Annotated in this window: 16 protein-coding genes and 2 tRNA genes; 10 read left to right on the top strand and 8 right to left on the bottom strand. The window is 59.3% G+C overall.

Features of this window, described 5'->3' with window-relative positions; all coding sequences use genetic code 11:
- Window positions 1–98: 98 nt before the first annotated feature.
- Window positions 99–1,184, bottom strand: a complete 1,086-nt coding sequence (locus tag EOL43_RS10230; protein ID WP_133488191.1) for a PA0069 family radical SAM protein — start codon at window positions 1,182–1,184, stop codon at window positions 99–101.
- Window positions 1,185–1,363: 179 nt separating this feature from the next.
- On the opposite strand from EOL43_RS10230, the gene EOL43_RS10225 reads away from it, so the two are divergent.
- The 3 genes from EOL43_RS10225 (at window position 1,364) to EOL43_RS10215 (ending at window position 2,978) form a co-directional block, all read left to right on the top strand.
- Window positions 1,364–2,068, top strand: coding sequence for a corrinoid protein (locus EOL43_RS10225; RefSeq protein WP_133488189.1), 705 nt, complete (start codon window positions 1,364–1,366; stop codon window positions 2,066–2,068).
- 86 nt (window positions 2,069–2,154) lie between these two features.
- A complete protein-coding gene (locus tag EOL43_RS10220; protein WP_133488187.1) occupies window positions 2,155–2,340 on the top strand; it encodes a hypothetical protein in 186 nt (61 codons plus the stop codon).
- Window positions 2,340–2,978, top strand: coding sequence for a DUF1638 domain-containing protein (locus EOL43_RS10215; RefSeq protein ID WP_133488185.1), 639 nt, complete (start codon window positions 2,340–2,342; stop codon window positions 2,976–2,978). Before EOL43_RS10220 ends, EOL43_RS10215 begins: the two co-directional genes overlap by 1 nt.
- A 124-nt stretch (window positions 2,979–3,102) precedes the next feature.
- Here the strand turns inward: EOL43_RS10215 and EOL43_RS10210 are convergent, their stop codons facing one another.
- On the bottom strand, window positions 3,103–3,513 hold the full coding sequence (locus EOL43_RS10210; RefSeq protein ID WP_133488184.1) for a SufE family protein: 411 nt from the start codon (window positions 3,511–3,513) through the stop codon (window positions 3,103–3,105).
- Window positions 3,514–3,643: 130 nt separating this feature from the next.
- Between EOL43_RS10210 and EOL43_RS10205 the strand changes: the two genes are divergently transcribed.
- Window positions 3,644–4,123, top strand: a complete 480-nt coding sequence (locus EOL43_RS10205; RefSeq protein ID WP_133488182.1) for a hypothetical protein — start codon at window positions 3,644–3,646, stop codon at window positions 4,121–4,123.
- A 7-nt stretch (window positions 4,124–4,130) separates the two neighbouring features.
- On the opposite strand, the gene rnd is transcribed toward EOL43_RS10205, so the two are convergent.
- The 3 genes from rnd to purM all read right to left on the bottom strand — a co-directional run bounded on the left by rnd (window position 4,131) and on the right by purM (window position 7,049).
- On the bottom strand, window positions 4,131–5,291 hold the full coding sequence (gene rnd / locus EOL43_RS10200; RefSeq protein ID WP_133488180.1) for a ribonuclease D: 1,161 nt from the start codon (window positions 5,289–5,291) through the stop codon (window positions 4,131–4,133).
- Between the two features lie 106 nt (window positions 5,292–5,397).
- Window positions 5,398–6,003 (bottom strand): phosphoribosylglycinamide formyltransferase, encoded by a 606-nt coding sequence (gene purN / locus EOL43_RS10195; RefSeq protein WP_133488178.1) that lies wholly within the window; start codon window positions 6,001–6,003, stop codon window positions 5,398–5,400.
- A complete protein-coding gene (gene purM, locus EOL43_RS10190; RefSeq protein WP_133488176.1) occupies window positions 6,000–7,049 on the bottom strand; it encodes a phosphoribosylformylglycinamidine cyclo-ligase in 1,050 nt (349 codons plus the stop codon). Before purM ends, purN begins: the two co-directional genes overlap by 4 nt.
- A 135-nt stretch (window positions 7,050–7,184) precedes the next feature.
- On the opposite strand from purM, the gene EOL43_RS10185 reads away from it, so the two are divergent.
- Together EOL43_RS10185 and EOL43_RS10180 are read left to right on the top strand one after the other, a co-directional pair.
- Window positions 7,185–7,260: transfer RNA gene (locus EOL43_RS10185), tRNA-Ile, on the top strand.
- A 98-nt stretch (window positions 7,261–7,358) separates the two neighbouring features.
- Window positions 7,359–8,390 carry an NADP-dependent oxidoreductase gene (locus EOL43_RS10180; RefSeq protein ID WP_166636233.1) on the top strand — a complete coding sequence of 344 codons (1,032 nt, stop codon included), beginning with the start codon at window positions 7,359–7,361 and terminating at the stop codon, window positions 8,388–8,390.
- A gap of 58 nt (window positions 8,391–8,448) precedes the next feature.
- Here EOL43_RS10180 and EOL43_RS10175 read toward each other — a convergent pair whose 3' ends face one another.
- Together EOL43_RS10175 and EOL43_RS10170 are read right to left on the bottom strand one after the other, a co-directional pair.
- Window positions 8,449–9,204, bottom strand: coding sequence for a class II aldolase and adducin N-terminal domain-containing protein (locus tag EOL43_RS10175; RefSeq protein ID WP_133488172.1), 756 nt, complete (start codon window positions 9,202–9,204; stop codon window positions 8,449–8,451).
- A 69-nt stretch (window positions 9,205–9,273) separates the two neighbouring features.
- The gene (locus EOL43_RS10170; RefSeq protein ID WP_240686525.1) at window positions 9,274–10,626 is read right to left on the bottom strand and encodes an ATP-binding protein; all 1,353 of its coding nucleotides are present in this window, start codon (window positions 10,624–10,626) and stop codon (window positions 9,274–9,276) included.
- 84 nt (window positions 10,627–10,710) lie between these two features.
- Between EOL43_RS10170 and EOL43_RS10165 the strand changes: the two genes are divergently transcribed.
- From EOL43_RS10165 to EOL43_RS10155, 3 genes are all read left to right on the top strand, one after another.
- The gene (locus EOL43_RS10165; protein WP_133488842.1) at window positions 10,711–11,637 is read left to right on the top strand and encodes an MBL fold metallo-hydrolase; all 927 of its coding nucleotides are present in this window, start codon (window positions 10,711–10,713) and stop codon (window positions 11,635–11,637) included.
- A 48-nt stretch (window positions 11,638–11,685) separates the two neighbouring features.
- Window positions 11,686–11,760: transfer RNA gene (locus EOL43_RS10160), tRNA-Asn, on the top strand.
- Between the two features lie 203 nt (window positions 11,761–11,963).
- A complete protein-coding gene (locus EOL43_RS10155; RefSeq protein ID WP_133488169.1) occupies window positions 11,964–13,679 on the top strand; it encodes a glycosyltransferase family protein in 1,716 nt (571 codons plus the stop codon).
- Here the strand turns inward: EOL43_RS10155 and EOL43_RS10150 are convergent.
- Window positions 13,662–14,111 (bottom strand): Lrp/AsnC family transcriptional regulator, encoded by a 450-nt coding sequence (locus EOL43_RS10150; protein ID WP_133488167.1) that lies wholly within the window; start codon window positions 14,109–14,111, stop codon window positions 13,662–13,664. The two genes, EOL43_RS10155 and EOL43_RS10150, sit on opposite strands and share 18 nt — an antisense overlap.
- Window positions 14,112–14,251: 140 nt before the next feature.
- On the opposite strand from EOL43_RS10150, the gene EOL43_RS10145 reads away from it, so the two are divergent.
- Window positions 14,252–15,367, top strand: a complete 1,116-nt coding sequence (locus EOL43_RS10145; protein ID WP_133488840.1) for an amidohydrolase — start codon at window positions 14,252–14,254, stop codon at window positions 15,365–15,367.

Raw genomic sequence — 15,367 nt, 5'->3', positions numbered from 1 at the left:
TGAACTTGTGGCACAAGTCCATTTCGAAACGCCCGCAACGTCAGCTGCGTACACGCATATCGACTAATCTTCCCGCCTCAACCGTCTGTTGAAACCTTTTAAAACAGGCTTAGCTGATCCCCTTGCTGCAAGGGCGGTTCGAACAGATCACAGCGCATATCCGGCAGATCCTTGACCAGCTCAAGCCGCTGACAGGCTTTCTGAAATCGCTGCTTCAGAAGGTCCGCCACCACACCCCGCCCGACAAAACGCGCGCCAAACTCGGACGTGTAGTCCTTGCCATCACGCATCTCGCGGACGCGGTTCATGACGCGGGCGGCGCGGTCTGGATAGTGCTCGTCCAGCCAATCCTGAAACAAGGGTGCAACCTCACCGGGCAAACGCAGCAAGATATAGCTTGCGGCCACCGCACCCGCATCACGCCCAGCCTCGAGAATCGGTTCCAGCTCGTGATCCGTCAGTCCCGGCACGATGGGCGAGGCCATGACGCGCACCGGCACCCCGGCCTTGGACAGCGCCTCGATCATCCGCAACCTCCGCACCGGGCTTGGCACGCGGGGCTCCATCTTGCGGGACAGATCGGCTTGCAGCGACGTGACCGAGATCCCCACCTGCGCCAACCCCTTGGCCGCCATCCGCGACAGGATGTCCAGATCCCGCTCGATCAGCGTGCCTTTGGTGATGATCAGAACCGGATGCTGAAATGCCTCGAGCACCTCGAGCACCTGCCGCATGATCCGGTATTGCCCTTCGATCGGCTGATACGGATCTGTGTTCGTTCCTAGGGCCAGCGGGGCCACCTGATAGCTCTTCCGCCGCAATTCTTTTTCCAGCTGCGTGGCCGCATCGGGACGCGCAATCAGGCGGGTCTCAAAATCCAATCCAGCGGAATAGCCCAGCCACGCATGGGTCGGCCGCGCATAGCAATAGATACATCCATGCTCGCAGCCCCGATAGGGATTCAAGGAACGGTCAAAGGCCAGATCGGGCGAGCTGTTGCGGGTGATGACAGAGCGCGGACGCTCGATAGATACCTCGGTGCGGAACGGTGGCAAAGGTTCTTCGGTCCAGCCATCATCAACGCGTTCGCGCTGAAATTCCTCGAATCGACCCGTGGCATTAGTAGCCGCCCCTCTGCCGCGACGGCAATCTGCATCAATTCTGTCGGAACCCACCTTTTCCATGGGGTCAAAATAGGAACATTTGCAGAACAATCAAATGAAATTCACTATTATGGCGCAGAATATTCATTTGCCTTCAGGTCGGTGAAAGGGCACTCCATGTCGCAAATTGCCCAGACCCAAAGCGCCAAGATGTCGCATTAGGGGATATGAAATAGACCTCCAGCCAGGGAAAGACGCACATGTCTGATCAAGAAGAAGATATCATCCTGAGCGAACTCAACGATGAAGAGTTGGTGCAGCAGATGCATGACGACCTCTATGACGGTCTCGCTGAAGAGATCGAAGAAGGCGTCAACATTTTGCTGGAACGTGGCTGGCAGCCGTACAACGTTCTGACCGATGCGCTGGTCGGCGGCATGACCATCGTGGGCATCGACTTCCGTGACGGCATCCTGTTCGTTCCCGAAGTTCTGCTGGCCGCGAACGCGATGAAATCCGGCATGGCAATCCTGAAGCCGCTGCTGGCCGAAACCGGCGCGCCGCGCATGGGCAAGATGGTGATCGGCACCGTGAAGGGCGACATCCACGACATCGGCAAGAACCTTGTGTCGATGATGATGGAAGGCGCCGGGTTCGAGGTCGTGGACATCGGCATCAACAACGCGGTCGAAGCCTATCTGGAAGCTCTGGAAAAAGAAGAGCCCGATATCCTTGGCATGTCGGCCCTGCTGACCACCACCATGCCCTACATGAAAGTGGTGATCGACACGCTGGTCGAAAAAGGCATCCGCGACGATTACACTGTTCTGGTTGGCGGCGCACCGCTGAACGAAGAGTTCGGCAAGGCCATCGGCGCTGACAGCTATTGCCGTGATGCAGCTGTCGCCGTTGAAACCGCCAAGGAATACATGGCGAGCAAGCACAACCAGCTGGCCGCGCACTGATCCCGATGCGGGTTTAGTCCGAGATTTTGGGCCTCGCCATCTGGCGGGGCCTTTTCTTTTTCCCCGCCCACCCCCAGATTGATCCTATGAGCAAAACGCGTTTCATCTTTCTGATCTCGATGGTGATCACCGCTGGCGGCTTGACGGTTCTGGTTGCCGGGTGGGCAGCGGCTGCTGGGCAGTTAAATGGTCAAGTTGCGATGGCACTGCTGCCGCTTGTGATGCTGGCGTCGATCGCATGGCGGGCCTTGAATGCGGGACGGGACGACTGATGCTGAATGACGACGCACTGACCCATGACGGGCTTGATGTAACCCAAGGCTCGGGATCGGTTCTGATCTTGGCCTGTGGCGCGCTCGCCAATGAAATATTGGCTCTGATCCGCTTGAACAGCTGGGATCACATGAGCCTGACCTGCCTGCCCGCGATCCTGCACAATTCGCCGGAAAAGATCCCTGATGCAGTGCGCGCTGCCGTGGGCAAGCATCGCGACGACTATGACCACGTATTTCTAGCCTACGCCGATTGCGGCACTGGCGGGCAGCTTGACGCGCTGTGTGACGAACTGGGGATCCAGATGATCCGCGGCCCGCATTGCTATTCCTTTTTCGAGGGCAACGACGCGTTCTCCGCCCGCGCTGAAGGCGAGATTGACGTGTTCTATCTGACCGATTTCCTAGCGCGCGGCTTCGAAAGCTTCGTCATCAAGCCGCTGGGTTTGGACCGTCATCCCCAACTGCGCGACATGTATTTCGGCCATTACACCAAACTGATGTATCTGGCCCAGACCGACAATCCCGAGCTGGACAAAATGGCCGAGACCGCAGCTGAGCGTCTTGGGCTGGCGTATGAACGCCGCTTCACCGGGTATGGGGATCTGGCAACCGCACTGAGCGGGCTCACTGCGTGAGCCTGTGGGGGCTCTGCCCCCGCGCCTACGGCTTGGGCTCCGCCCGTTCTCAGGCGAAACTGTCCCCCGGACAGTTTCCAAGAAGCCTTCGAACCCCGGGATACTTGAGGCAAGAAAAAGAGGATCAGGCCGCTTCTGACGCGTATTGGCGAATCCGTTCGACCATGGCGCGCAGCCCGTTCGAGCGTTGCGAGGACAGGGCCTCGTTCAGGCCAAGGCGCGCGAGTTCGGCAGCAGCGTCGATCTTGGCGACCTCGGACACGGGCTGATCGGTATAGAGCGCGGACAGGACAGCGATCAGGCCCTTCACAATCATCGCATCACTGTCGCCCGAAAAGCTGAACTTTCCATCGGTGATTTCCGGGTGCAACCAGACTTGGCTGGCGCAGCCTTCGACCTTGGTGGCGGGCACTTTCAGGGCCGGATCCATATCGGGCAGCGATTTACCCATATCGATGACCGTCGCATAGCGATCTTCCCAGTCATCCAAGAAGGCGAAATCCTCGACAATCTCTTCAAATGCTGGGCTGGCCATGGGGGATCCTTTCGTGCTTTTGCCATCACCTAAGCCTTGCGCGGCCAAAGGTCCAGCCTTGGTGCGGATTGCTGTCTTTTCAAAGGCGCTGACATGGGCTAACCCTTTGGGCATAGATAAAGGAGCCGACATGAATTTCCGCCGATTTGCTGCCCCTACCTTGCTGACCGCATCATTGCTGGCACTGACGGCCTGCGGTGGAAGTGTGAACCTCAATCCGTTCAATTGGTTTAGTTCGGATGGCGTCGAGGAAGTCGCGCTGATCCCGGAAGGCGGCTTTTTGGATGATCAGGACACCCGCGGGCTTGTGGCCGAGGTTGTCGAGCTTGAGATTCTGCGCGCTCAGGGGGGCGCCATCATTCGCGCGAAAGGTTTGCCGCCGCGCCTTGGATATTGGGATGCCGAACTGGTGCCCGAGAACTTCGAGCGGGCTGAAAACGGTGTGCTGACCTATATGTTCCGGATCACCGAGCCCTATTATCGCACCCAGACCGGTCGACCGAAACAGCGCGAGGTCTATGTCGGGCACTTCGTGTCGGACATCAAGCTTCAGGGCGTTCGCACGATCCGCGTCGTGGGCGCCAATAGCAGCCGTTCGGCGCGCCGCTAAGGCTTACTTAGACTTCGAAAACCTCGACGCGTTGGCCCTTGGCGGCCAGCGCAAGCTTGCCTTCGCACAGGCGCAGGGCGTCGTCGCCGAAGACCTCGGCGCGCCACCCGGTCAAAGCCGCGACATCGCGTTTCCCGGCAGCCAAGGCGTCCAGATCCGCGGCTGAGGCGATCAGTTTCTGTGCGACTTTCTCTTGCTCGCAGCGCGCTTTCAGCAGCACGCGCAGCAGGTCGGCCAAGGCCGGGTTTACTTGCAGCTTTTCCTTCGAGCGATCGGGTGCCTTGGGCAGCTGATCTTGCGGCATCTCCAACCCTACTGCGATGGCGCGCAGGATTTCCTCGGCCACTTCCCCCTTGCGCGCCTCGCGCAGAAGCAGGCGCGAGCGGCCAAGCTCCTGCAGGGAACGCGGCTTGGTCGAGGCGAGTTCTAGCAGCGCATCGTCCTTCATCACCCGGTTGCGGGGAATGTTGCGCGACTGGGCATAGCCTTCGCGGAAGCGTGCAAGCTCTTTCGCGACGCCCAAGAAACGACCTGAATTCGTGCGTGTTTTCAAACGCTTCCACGCATCTTCCGGGTGAATGATATAGGTCTCGGGGCTGGTCAAACTGGTCAGTTCTTCTTGCACCCAATGGGCGCGGCCCGATTTGTCCAGCTCGTCCGACAGATATTCGTAGATACCACGCAGGTGGGTCACATCCCCCAGCGCGTATTTCTTCTGGGCGTCGGTCAGCGGGCGGCGCGACCAGTCGGTGAAGCGGCTGGATTTGTCCAGCTGGGCCCGTGCGATCTTGCGCACCAGCGTCTCATAGCCGACCTGATCGCCAAAGCCGCAGACCATCGCAGCGACCTGTGTGTCAAACAGCGGGCGTGGGAAGACGCCAGCCTCGACAAAGAAGATTTCCAGATCCTGACGGGCGGCGTGGAACACTTTGACGACGCGTTCATCGCGAAAGAGCTCATAGAGCGGTTCCAGCGACAGGCCATCGACCAGCGGATCGACCAGAACGGCGTCCTGTTCGTCATTGCCCGGCACAGCCAGCTGGATCAGGCACAGCTTGGAGTAGTAGGTCCGTTCGCGCAGGAACTCGGTATCAACGGTCACATAAGGGTGCGAGGTCGCGCGGATGCAAAATTCTTCCAGGGCCTCGGTGGTCGTGATCGTGATCATATAATTCTACCTGCTCTTTACCGTACCAGATACGGGTTTCGCCCGGGTTTAAGGGGAAACGCCTTGAAAGGGAAGCCTTGCGCCATGATGCCGAACGACTGCGACTTTAGGGCAGCAGGATCGGGGTTTTGTCCCCGTCCGCAAACCGGCGCAGCACGGCAGGGTACAGTTTGTGTTCCTGCACCAAAACCCGCGCGGCCAGCGTGTCTGCCGTGTCGCCCGGCGCGACCGGCACGCGGGCTTGTCCAAGGATCGGGCCACCATCCAGTTCGGCGGTAACCTCGTGGACGGAACACCCTGCTTCGGCATCGCCCGCATCCAGCGCACGCTGATGGGTGTGAAGACCCTTGTATTTCGGCAGAAGCGACGGGTGGATGTTCAGGCAGCGCCCAGCCCAGTGGCCGGTGAATCCTTCGGTCAGGATCCGCATGAAACCGGCCAGACAGATGATGTCGGGGTTAGCGTCTTCCAAAACGGCGTTCAAAGCGGCCTCGAACCCCTCGCGATCGCCTTTGAAGTCACGGTGATCGACGACAGCGGTGGGAATGCCCATCGCCTTTGCCTTGGCCAGCCCCCCGGCGTCGGGCACATTCGACAGCACAAGGCAAGGACGCCCGGGGTGATCCCCGGTCATCGACTCAGCCAGTGTCACCATGTTCGAGCCGCCGCCTGAGATCAGGATGGCGACCCGTTTCTTGGCGGTGTCGCTCACAGAAGCGATCCCAGATAGCTGACGCCTTCGCCCTTCTGAATGCGGCCCAGCTGGGTCACGGTCTCGCCCGCGTTGGTCAGCAGATCGGTCAGCGGTTGTGCGGCCTGCGCGTCAACCACCAGCACCATGCCTTGGCCGGCATTGAAGGTTTTCAGAATCTCGGCCTGATCCATGCCACCTGTTGCAGCCAGCCATTTGAAGACGGGCGGCAGCTCCCATTCGTCCAGATCGACCAAGGCACCCAGCCCTTCTGGCAGAACGCGTGGCAGGTTTTCGGTCAGGCCGCCGCCGGTGATATGGGCCAGCGCATGCACGCCCCCTGCCCGCACGGCTTCCAGCGCCTGACGCACGTACAAGCGTGTCGGGGCAAGCAGAGCCTCGCCCAGCGTGATGTTGGCGTCCCACGGGCAATCTGCGTCCCAGCCAAGGCCCGAGACCTCGACCAGTTTGCGCACCAGCGAATAGCCGTTCGAATGCACGCCGTCCGAGGCCAGACCCAGCAGCACATCGCCTTCTTTGACGCCTTTGGGCAGGTCGGTCCCACGCTCCATCGCGCCGACCGAGAAACCGGCGAGGTCAAAGTCACCATCTTCATACATGCCCGGCATTTCTGCGGTTTCGCCGCCGATCAGCGCGCAGGCCGACAGTTCACAGCCCTTGGCGATGCCTTCGATGATCCGCGCGGCTTTGTCGGTCTCAAGACGGCCCGTCGCAAAGTAGTCGAGGAAGAACAGAGGTTCCGCACCCTGACACACAAGGTCGTTCACGCACATGGCCACCAGATCAATGCCGATCGTGTCCACATTGCCGGTGTCAATCGCGATGCGCAGCTTGGTGCCCACGCCATCGGTGGCCGAGACCAGAACCGGATCCTTGAACCCCGCGCCCTTCAGATCAAACAGCGCGCCGAAGCCGCCAAGACCGGCCATCACGCCCGGACGGTTGGTGCGTTTTGCGGCTGGTTTGATGCGCTCAACCAGCGCGTTGCCCGCGTCGATATCCACGCCTGCGTCTGCGTATGTGATGCCCTTGGATGCGTCGCTCATGTCTGTCCCCCATGGTGGCTGTGGTCGCGCGGCAAAAATTCTGCGCCTGCGATAGCGTAAGGGGCAGAAAGAGTCTACGGCTTGCTTGACCCCACGGACCAGTTTGCTAGCAATAGCGCCACCAAGAGTAGCAGTGGGCCTGTAGCTCAACGGTTAGAGCAGAGCGCTCATAACGCTTTGGTTGCAGGTTCGAATCCTGCCGGGCCTACCATCATTCCCTTACTGGAACTGCGCAGAAAAAGCGGATTATCCGCTCGCACGGGCGTGCGTTCACGGCTAGCATCTTTGTCACAAAGACAGGAGCAACCCGTGCCACAAACCGCGACCAAAAACCGCCGCATCGTCCTGGCAGAACGCCCCGTGGGGCTTCCCGACGAAAATACTCTGCGCCTTGAAAGCGTCGACATTCCAACCCCGAAAGACGGCGAAATGCTGTTGCGGACCGAGTTCCTGTCGATCGACCCCTATATGCGTGGTCGCATGAATGACGCGAAATCCTATGCCGAGCCGGTGAAAATCGGCGGGGTGATGACCGGTCAGGTGGTTGCTGAGGTCATGGCCTCGAATCTTGACGGATTCGTCGTGGGGGACCGTGTGCTCGCGGGCAGCGGCTGGCAGGATTACGCAATCTCGGACGGGACCGAGGTCGTTAATTTGGGCGCAACCCCCAGCAATCCGTCGTGGGCATTGGGCATTCTGGGCATGCCGGGATACACCGCCTATGCCGGGCTTCTGAAGATCGGAGAGCCCAAGCCTGGTGAAACCGTCGTGGTCGCGGCAGCCTCAGGTCCGGTTGGGGCCACCGTAGGTCAGATCGCCAAGATCAAAGGGTGCCGAACCGTCGGCATCGCCGGAGGCGCCGAGAAATGCGCGCACGTTGTCGAGAACCTTGGGTTTGATGTCTGCATTGACCACAAAGCCGACGATTTTGCCGAACAGCTTAAGGCCGCCTGCCCCGACGGCATTGATGTCTATTTCGACAATGTGGGCGGAAAAGTCCTCTATGGCGTCCTGCCCTTGCTCAACCCGTTCGCACGTATGCCGGTTTGCGGCGTGGTGGCGTGGTACAACCTGACAGGTCTGCCGGACGGGCCGGATTTCGGCCCCATGATCATGAGCACGATCCTGCGGATGAAGGTCAAAGTGCAGGGTTTCATCATTTTCGACAGCTTCCCGATCAGCACGTATCAGGAGTTCGTGAAGGACATGACTGGCTGGCTGGCGGAAGGAAAAGTCCACTATAAAGAACAAGTTGTCGACGGCATCGAGAACGCGCCCCAAGCGCTGAACGATGTCTTGCTTGGCAACAGCTTCGGCAAAGTGGTCGTAAAGGTCGCCTGAGAAGGTCCTTCGTGATGCCGCATCCTGCGCATCACGAAGGCCATTTACCCTACGGTGCCTATGTGGCGTAGTTGCTGCCTTCTTCGTCCAAAATCGCCCGCAGCTCGGCCATGTGCCGATCCCCCTGCTCGGGGTACTCTTCCAGCTCCTGCGCGGTTTTCTCGGCGATCTCATCTGACAGCACACGCAAGGGCTGGCCGGTTTGCAGGGCACGGATATAGGTCTCGGCCGCGCGTTCGAAATAGTAGAGGCGGTTGAACGTGTCGGCGACGCTGTCTCCGATCACCAATACTCCGTGATTGCCCATGATCATGACCTTTACCTTGGGGTCGGTTAGCAAAGCGGCACAGCGTTCGCCCTCATCCTCGAACGCCAAGCCGCCATAGCCATCGTCGATCACATAGCGGTTGTAGAACGTCGCGCAGTTCTGGTCGATGGGCGGCAGATTGCTGTCCGCCAAGGACGCCAGAACCGTCGCGTGGATCGAGTGCACATGCATCACGCAGCGCGCGTGGGGACAGTGGCGGTGAACGCCCCCGTGCAGACCCCAGGCGGTCGGGTCCGGCGCGTCCGGGCGGTCCATCGTGCTGGGATCATCCGCGTCGATTTCCAGCAGATCCGAGGCCCGGATTCGCGCGAAATGCATCTGGTTGGGGTTCATCAGGAACTTGGTACCGCTGTCATTCACCGCGAGGCTGAAATGGTTCGCGACGCCCTCGTGCATGTTCAGACGCGCGGTCCAGCGAAAGGCCGCGGCCATATCAACACGTTCATTCCAGTGGGCAATATTGGGCATAGAGGCAGTGACGGCCATAGGCATTCCTTTCGATTTGGTCCAGAAGACAGGTCAAATTGCGCCGTGTCGAGCTTGTTTGCGACCACCTTACAGCGGCAGCACAAGTTCGACCTTCAAACCGCCCAGATCCGCGCTGTCCCCCAGCCGCAGATGCCCCCCGTGGCCGCGTGCAATGTCGCTGGCGATAGACAGACCCAGCCCAACGCCGGACCCCTTGTTCTGGTTGCGGGCTTTGTCCAGACGGGCGAAGGGTTTCAACGCCTCCTCGCGGTCTTCAACGGCAATGCCCGGTCCGTCGTCTTCGATCACGAACCGCAAATCGCCCCGCCCTTGGATCAAGGACAGGCGCGCGCGAGAGCCATAGCGTGTGGCATTGCCTAGCAGATTGTCCAACGCCCGTTCCAGAGAGGCGCGCCTTAGAGGACGTTCATCAAGATCCGCGACCTCGCCCAGCGTCACATTCATTCCGGCCCGCTGGGCGTTTTCAGCCAAGTGATGCACAAATTCGACCGGATCCACCTGCTCGGGCGCGTCTTCCAGCGCATCGGCCTGCGCGAATCCCAGAAATCCGTCGACCAGACGCTCCATTTCATCCACGTCGCGCTGAAGATCATCGCGCGCGTCATCCTCGAGCATCGACAACCCTAGACGCAACCGCGTCAAAGGCGTCCGTAAATCGTGGCTGACGCCCGACAGCATCAAGGTGCGCTGTTCAATCTGCCGATCAATGCGCGAGCGCATGTCCAAAAAGGCTTTGCCAGCCGCCCGGACCTCGGTCGCGCCCGCCAATCTGTACGGAAGCACCTGCCCCTTCCCGAAGGCCTCGGCCGCGCGGGCCAAACGGCGGATGGGACGCAGTTGGTTGCGTAAAAAAAGATAGGCAATCAAGGTCATCAGAAATCCCGTGACAACCATCAGGACCAGCAATTGATGCGGGTTGGTGGCCGAGACGCGGTCGCGATTCAGCACAACGCGCAGGATGCCATGGTCTGTAGAGATAGCCATGGTCACCAAAGCCCGATTGGTTTCCAGATCAACCCCGATCAGGTCAGAAAGCCCCTGCTCTAACGTGCTGACGACTCGAGTCCCGGTGAAATCAGAAAGTTGTCGTTGTGTGGTGACGGGATCGCTGGGCAAAGCGACCCGGGTGTCCAGCGGCGTGGCAATGCGTCGTGCAGCCTCAAGAGCTTGATCCACCGTCTTGGAGGCATTGGCCTGACTGACAATCAGCGACACTTCGGCGACCACAGCATCCGTCATCTGCACTGTAATCCGGTTGAAATGGCGTTGAATGAACACAACGGACACCACCAATTGCAGCGACACGATCGGCACAATCAGAATCAGCGCCGCTCGTCCGTACAGCCCGCGCGGCATGAACTGCTTTAGCCATGCGAAATCGCGCCAATTGGCGCCGTGGGGGCGGTTCGTCTGCGACATGGCCCGACCCTATGACGCGGCGACGCGCTTGCCAAGCGCAGGGTGCGGCGTCAGGAAGGTGGAAACACAGTGAAAGGACAGCTGATGGTATCCGAGCCGAAAGATCGCCCCGCCGCAGGTATCATGCAGCAGATGGAGCCCGGCATCCGCCGGATCATCGCCCACAACCCCTCGCCTATGACTTATTGGGGCACCAACACGTTTGTTATGGGCGAAGGCGATGTGGCGGTGATCGACCCCGGCCCTGCCGATCCCTCCCATATGCAGGCCATTCTGGATGGGCTGCAGCCCGGTGAACGGATCACCCAAATCCTTGTGACCCACGCGCATCTGGATCACTCGCCGCTGGCCCGCCCCTTGTCCGACGCCACAGGCGCCCCTGTTTTGGCCTTTGGCAATGCCATGGCTGGACGTAGCGCAGTCATGCACGATCTGGTCGCGCGTGGCCTGAAATCCGGCGGCGAAGGCGTGGATGCCAGTTTTACCTGTGACATCACCCTGTCTGATGGCGAGGTTTTCACGGCGGGCGGACTGAAGATCGAGACGATCTGGACCCCCGGCCACTTCGCCAACCACATCAGCTTTGCGACCCAAGGCGTTGTTTTTACGGGGGATCACATCATGGGCTGGGCCAGCTCTCTGGTTTCGCCGCCCGATGGTGACCTGACCGCATTCATGGCCTCATGTCGCAAGCTCCAAGCGCGTCAGGACCGCGTCTACTACCCTGCCCACGGCGACAGAATCGACACGCCCGCCGAGCGGCTAAGCTGGCTGATCAACCACCGCCTGACCCGCGAGGCCGAGATCCTGGCCACCCTATCCCGCCTGGAAGACGCCACTGTCCCCGCGCTGACCCGCGAAATCTATACCGAAACCCCCGACGCTCTGATCCCCGCTGCCGAGCGGAATGTCTTTGCCCACTTGATCGATCTGGCCACCCGGGAAATCGTCGCCGCCACGCCCCAATTAGAGGCCAACGCAATTTTTCGAATGAGGGGTGAAAAAAATTAATTTCGCCTCTTGCGGCCCGGAATCGCGCTGGCTATAAGCCCCCCATGTTCCGGCGTAGCTCAGCGGTAGAGCAGTTGACTGTTAATCAATTGGTCGTAGGTTCGATCCCTACCGCCGGAGCCAACCTTCCTCTAAGAGGTTGAAAAACAACAAAAGCGCTCCAGCTTGGGGCGCTTTTGTTGTTTTGGCCCAAGTTTCCACTTCCAGCGCACCGTGGTGCTGTTCGCGGCGCCCAAGGTCTTTTATATGGACACATCCTTCAGGGCTGTGCGACAAACGAGATCAGATCTTCTCCATTTTAGATAGATTTTAGATTTCGAGCGTTCGTGTTGGTCACCGTGCCCATCAATAAGCAACTGTTATCCCGTCGGTTTTTCGTCGTCGGCATCGGCGCACTGTGTCTTGTGCTGTTCTTTGCCGCCGGATTGTCCGATGGGGCGAGCGCAAGCTTCAACCACACTTGGGCCGCGGAGTTTGGCGCAACACTCACGCTTTCCAGCCCCTACCCAAAACACCTACCCGGTCTTTGGAGTTCTTTGGGTGGCCATGATTTCTTCTTCTATGGGCCATTGCCCTTCTGGACCGCCGGTGGATTGATCGCGCCGCTCTGCCCGGGATGCGCGACCAGTACCGAACTGCTTCTGACGGCAGCGTTCTTTTGGTTGTTCAGCGGCGCGACGTTCTTTCTGTTTGCTCGCCGCTATTTCAGCCCCAAAATGTCACTGCTGGGAAGCCTTGTGTATCTCGTCTTGCCGTATCACCTGTGGCTGGATTGGTTCATGCGTCAGGCCATTGGCGAATTTGCAGCATTTGCCTTCCTGCCCCTTATTGCGTTGGGCGTTGACTCGGTTCGGAGCGACGGCAGGCATGGCTGGATTGTCGCAATCGGGGTGGCAGGACTTGCGCTGTGCCATCTACCGACAACCCTGCTGGCCGCGCATGTTTTCTTGGCCGTTGCGCTGGTCAGCGCCGTTCGAAAATGGCGCACAAACGAGTCAATTAGGCCATTCTTGCTCTCGCTTTCGCTTTGGGGGCTTCTGGGCATGCTCATGTCCAGCTTCTATTGGGTTCCCGCACTTTCGTTACTAGACACAGTGTCCCCTCACATCCTGTTCTCGGGATTCTTCGAGGCAAATACGTGGCTATGGGGGGCCACTTCCAGCCCACAGCATTCCGAGACATCATGGATAATGCTTTGTGCGTTCCTGGCCACTGTTCCCGTGGTCGGGATCTCGTTGATCTATGCACGAGGCCCACTGCTGGTCTGGATTGTAGTCCCGGTGGCTCTGACAATGCTGATGAACTCGGTGGTCTCGGCACCCATTTGGGATGCCTGGATCATTCAGAAAGTACAGTTTCCGTGGCGTTTTCTGGTGTTCAATGACTTTGCAGCCAGCATTGCCGTGATGACCGTGTTGGCACGAACACCGGTTCACACCCGTTCGCGGCTGGTGATCATACTGACATTCATGGCTCTGGCCCCGTTCTACAAGATCCTTCAGCCATCGGCCGAGGCCATTATGACCGGGTATGACGAGGCAACGATGCCCAATGCCGCGATGGAGTATCTCAGCCCCGAAACAAGCAAAGCGATCGAACAGCGCTTTCATATCACGCTGTCCCACAAGAAATACGTATTGGTCGTCCCCGAGATCCTCGATCTTATGGCGAAAGACGTGAGCAAGCAGTTGCCCGATGGCGTTGTCATTGAAAGCGCGTCCCGGTCTTACATCATCAAGAATATGCCCGATCAGCAGAAGCTGGTGCTTCCGATCCAGTATTGGCAGTTCTGGACGGGGCAACTTGACGATGGAACCCCTCTTCACCTTTCTGCAAATCCCGATTTCGGCGTGATCGAAGTCCTTGCCCCGGAAGGTGGCTTCAACGGGCAGTCGATCCATCTGACCCTACCCTATCATATCAGCGAGAAGATCAGTTTGGTCCTGTCGTTTCTGTCCGTTGCCGCCTTTGCATATCTTATCGGCACGGCACGTAGACGGCGCAAACCGGATCAGCAGGACGCCTTACAACACGTCCAGTGAGCGCTTTACCCGATCCATGACGATTGACGTCTTGAACCGGCTGATGTTGGAGGCATCAAAGAAATGCTCCTGCGTAAAGGCCTCGTATTCCTTGATGTCGCGCACCGACAGGATCAGCAGGAAATCAGCCTCGCCGGTGGTGTAATAACACTGCTGCACTGATGGCGCGGTGCGCATCCTTTTCTTGAATTCTTCAAGTTGCTGGCGATTCTCCCGTTCGAGCAAAACCTCGACGATCACGGTCAGATCTCGGTCCAGCTTTTTTGGCGACAACACGGCGATCTCGCGCTCGATCACACCAGCTTCTCTTAGCTTTTTCAATCGCTTCTGAACGGCCGCGGGGGACAGCCCGACGCGCTCGCTGATCGTCTCTGCAGTCAGGCGGGCGTTTTCTTGCACCAGCCGTAGAATATGTAGGTCTTTGTCATCCATGTTCCGAAAATCATCGCAATCTGCACAATACGCAATCTATTTCGGAACGTTTTTGCAAAACTTAGACGTTCACAGTCCCACCTGACGCACTAGGATACACGTAAGAAGATCAGGAGGGTGGCGTGAATCATTTGACCGAGATGCGGCGACAATTTCACCGCCAGCCGGAATTGGGCTTTCAGGAAGAGCACACCAAAGCGCGGGTGGCAAAGCATCTGCGCAACCTCGGGATCGAGGTGCATGAGGGCGTGGGCGTCGTGGGTGTCTTGCGCAAGGGCACGGGCAACCGCGCGATCGGGCTGCGGGCGGACATGGATGCGCTCCCGATTTTGGAAAACACCACCCATGACTACGCGTCCGAGACACCTGGTGTGATGCATGCCTGCGGCCATGACGGGCACATGACCATGCTGCTGGGCGCGGCCGAAAAGCTGACGAAGGATGCCGATTTCGATGGAACCGTCGTCTTCCTGTTCCAACCGAACGAAGAACACGGCTTGGGCGCGCGGGCGATGATTGACGAAGGCGTGTTGGAGCGCTTCCCGGTCGACGAGGTCTATGCCATCCACAACCTGCCCGGTGCGCCGGTTGGTCAGGTCTCGACCCGTCCCGGGCTGATCTGCAGCAGCGAAAGCCTTTTTGAAATCACGGTGCACGGTCAGGGTGGACATGCCTCGATGCCGCAAGTCGGTGTGGATGCGATCACAGTCGGGGTAGAACTGGTCACGGCCCTTCAAACCATCGTAGCGCGCAAGCTGGCACCGGGAGCGGGCGTTGTGGTCTCGGTGACGGAATTCGTAACGGATGGGCAGCGCAATGTGTTGCCGGGTCAAGCGGTGCTAAAAGGCGATGTCCGCGCCCGCGCGCCCGAGGATCGTCTGGCTGTTGAACGCTTCATGCGTCAGATCACCGATGGCGTGGCGGCGGCGCACGGGGTGACTGCCACGGTGCAGTTCCAGACCGAGTTCATTGAAACCATCAATGCAGACGAACCGACACAGGCCGTCAGTCGCGCGGCCAAGGCCGCCGGGTGCGACGTGATCCCCGACCGCCAACCGATGAGCTTCTCGGAGGATTTCGCCCATTTTGCAGCGGCCGTCCCGGGCTGTTTCCTGCTTCTGGGCAACGGCACCGACGGCGCGCATGGCCAGCCCCTGCATGCCGCAGATTACGACTTCAACGACGCGCTTTTGCCCATCGGGGCCGCGTTCTGGACCCAGCTTGTGCAGGATCGCCTGCCCACCCGAAAGGACTGA

The sequence above is a fragment of the Aliiroseovarius marinus genome, from assembly GCF_004360145.1.
In the GTDB taxonomy this organism is placed as follows: domain Bacteria; phylum Pseudomonadota; class Alphaproteobacteria; order Rhodobacterales; family Rhodobacteraceae; genus Aliiroseovarius; species Aliiroseovarius marinus.
The sequence above is the reverse complement of the archived record's forward strand: the minus strand, read 5'-3'. Positions and strand labels throughout refer to the sequence as shown.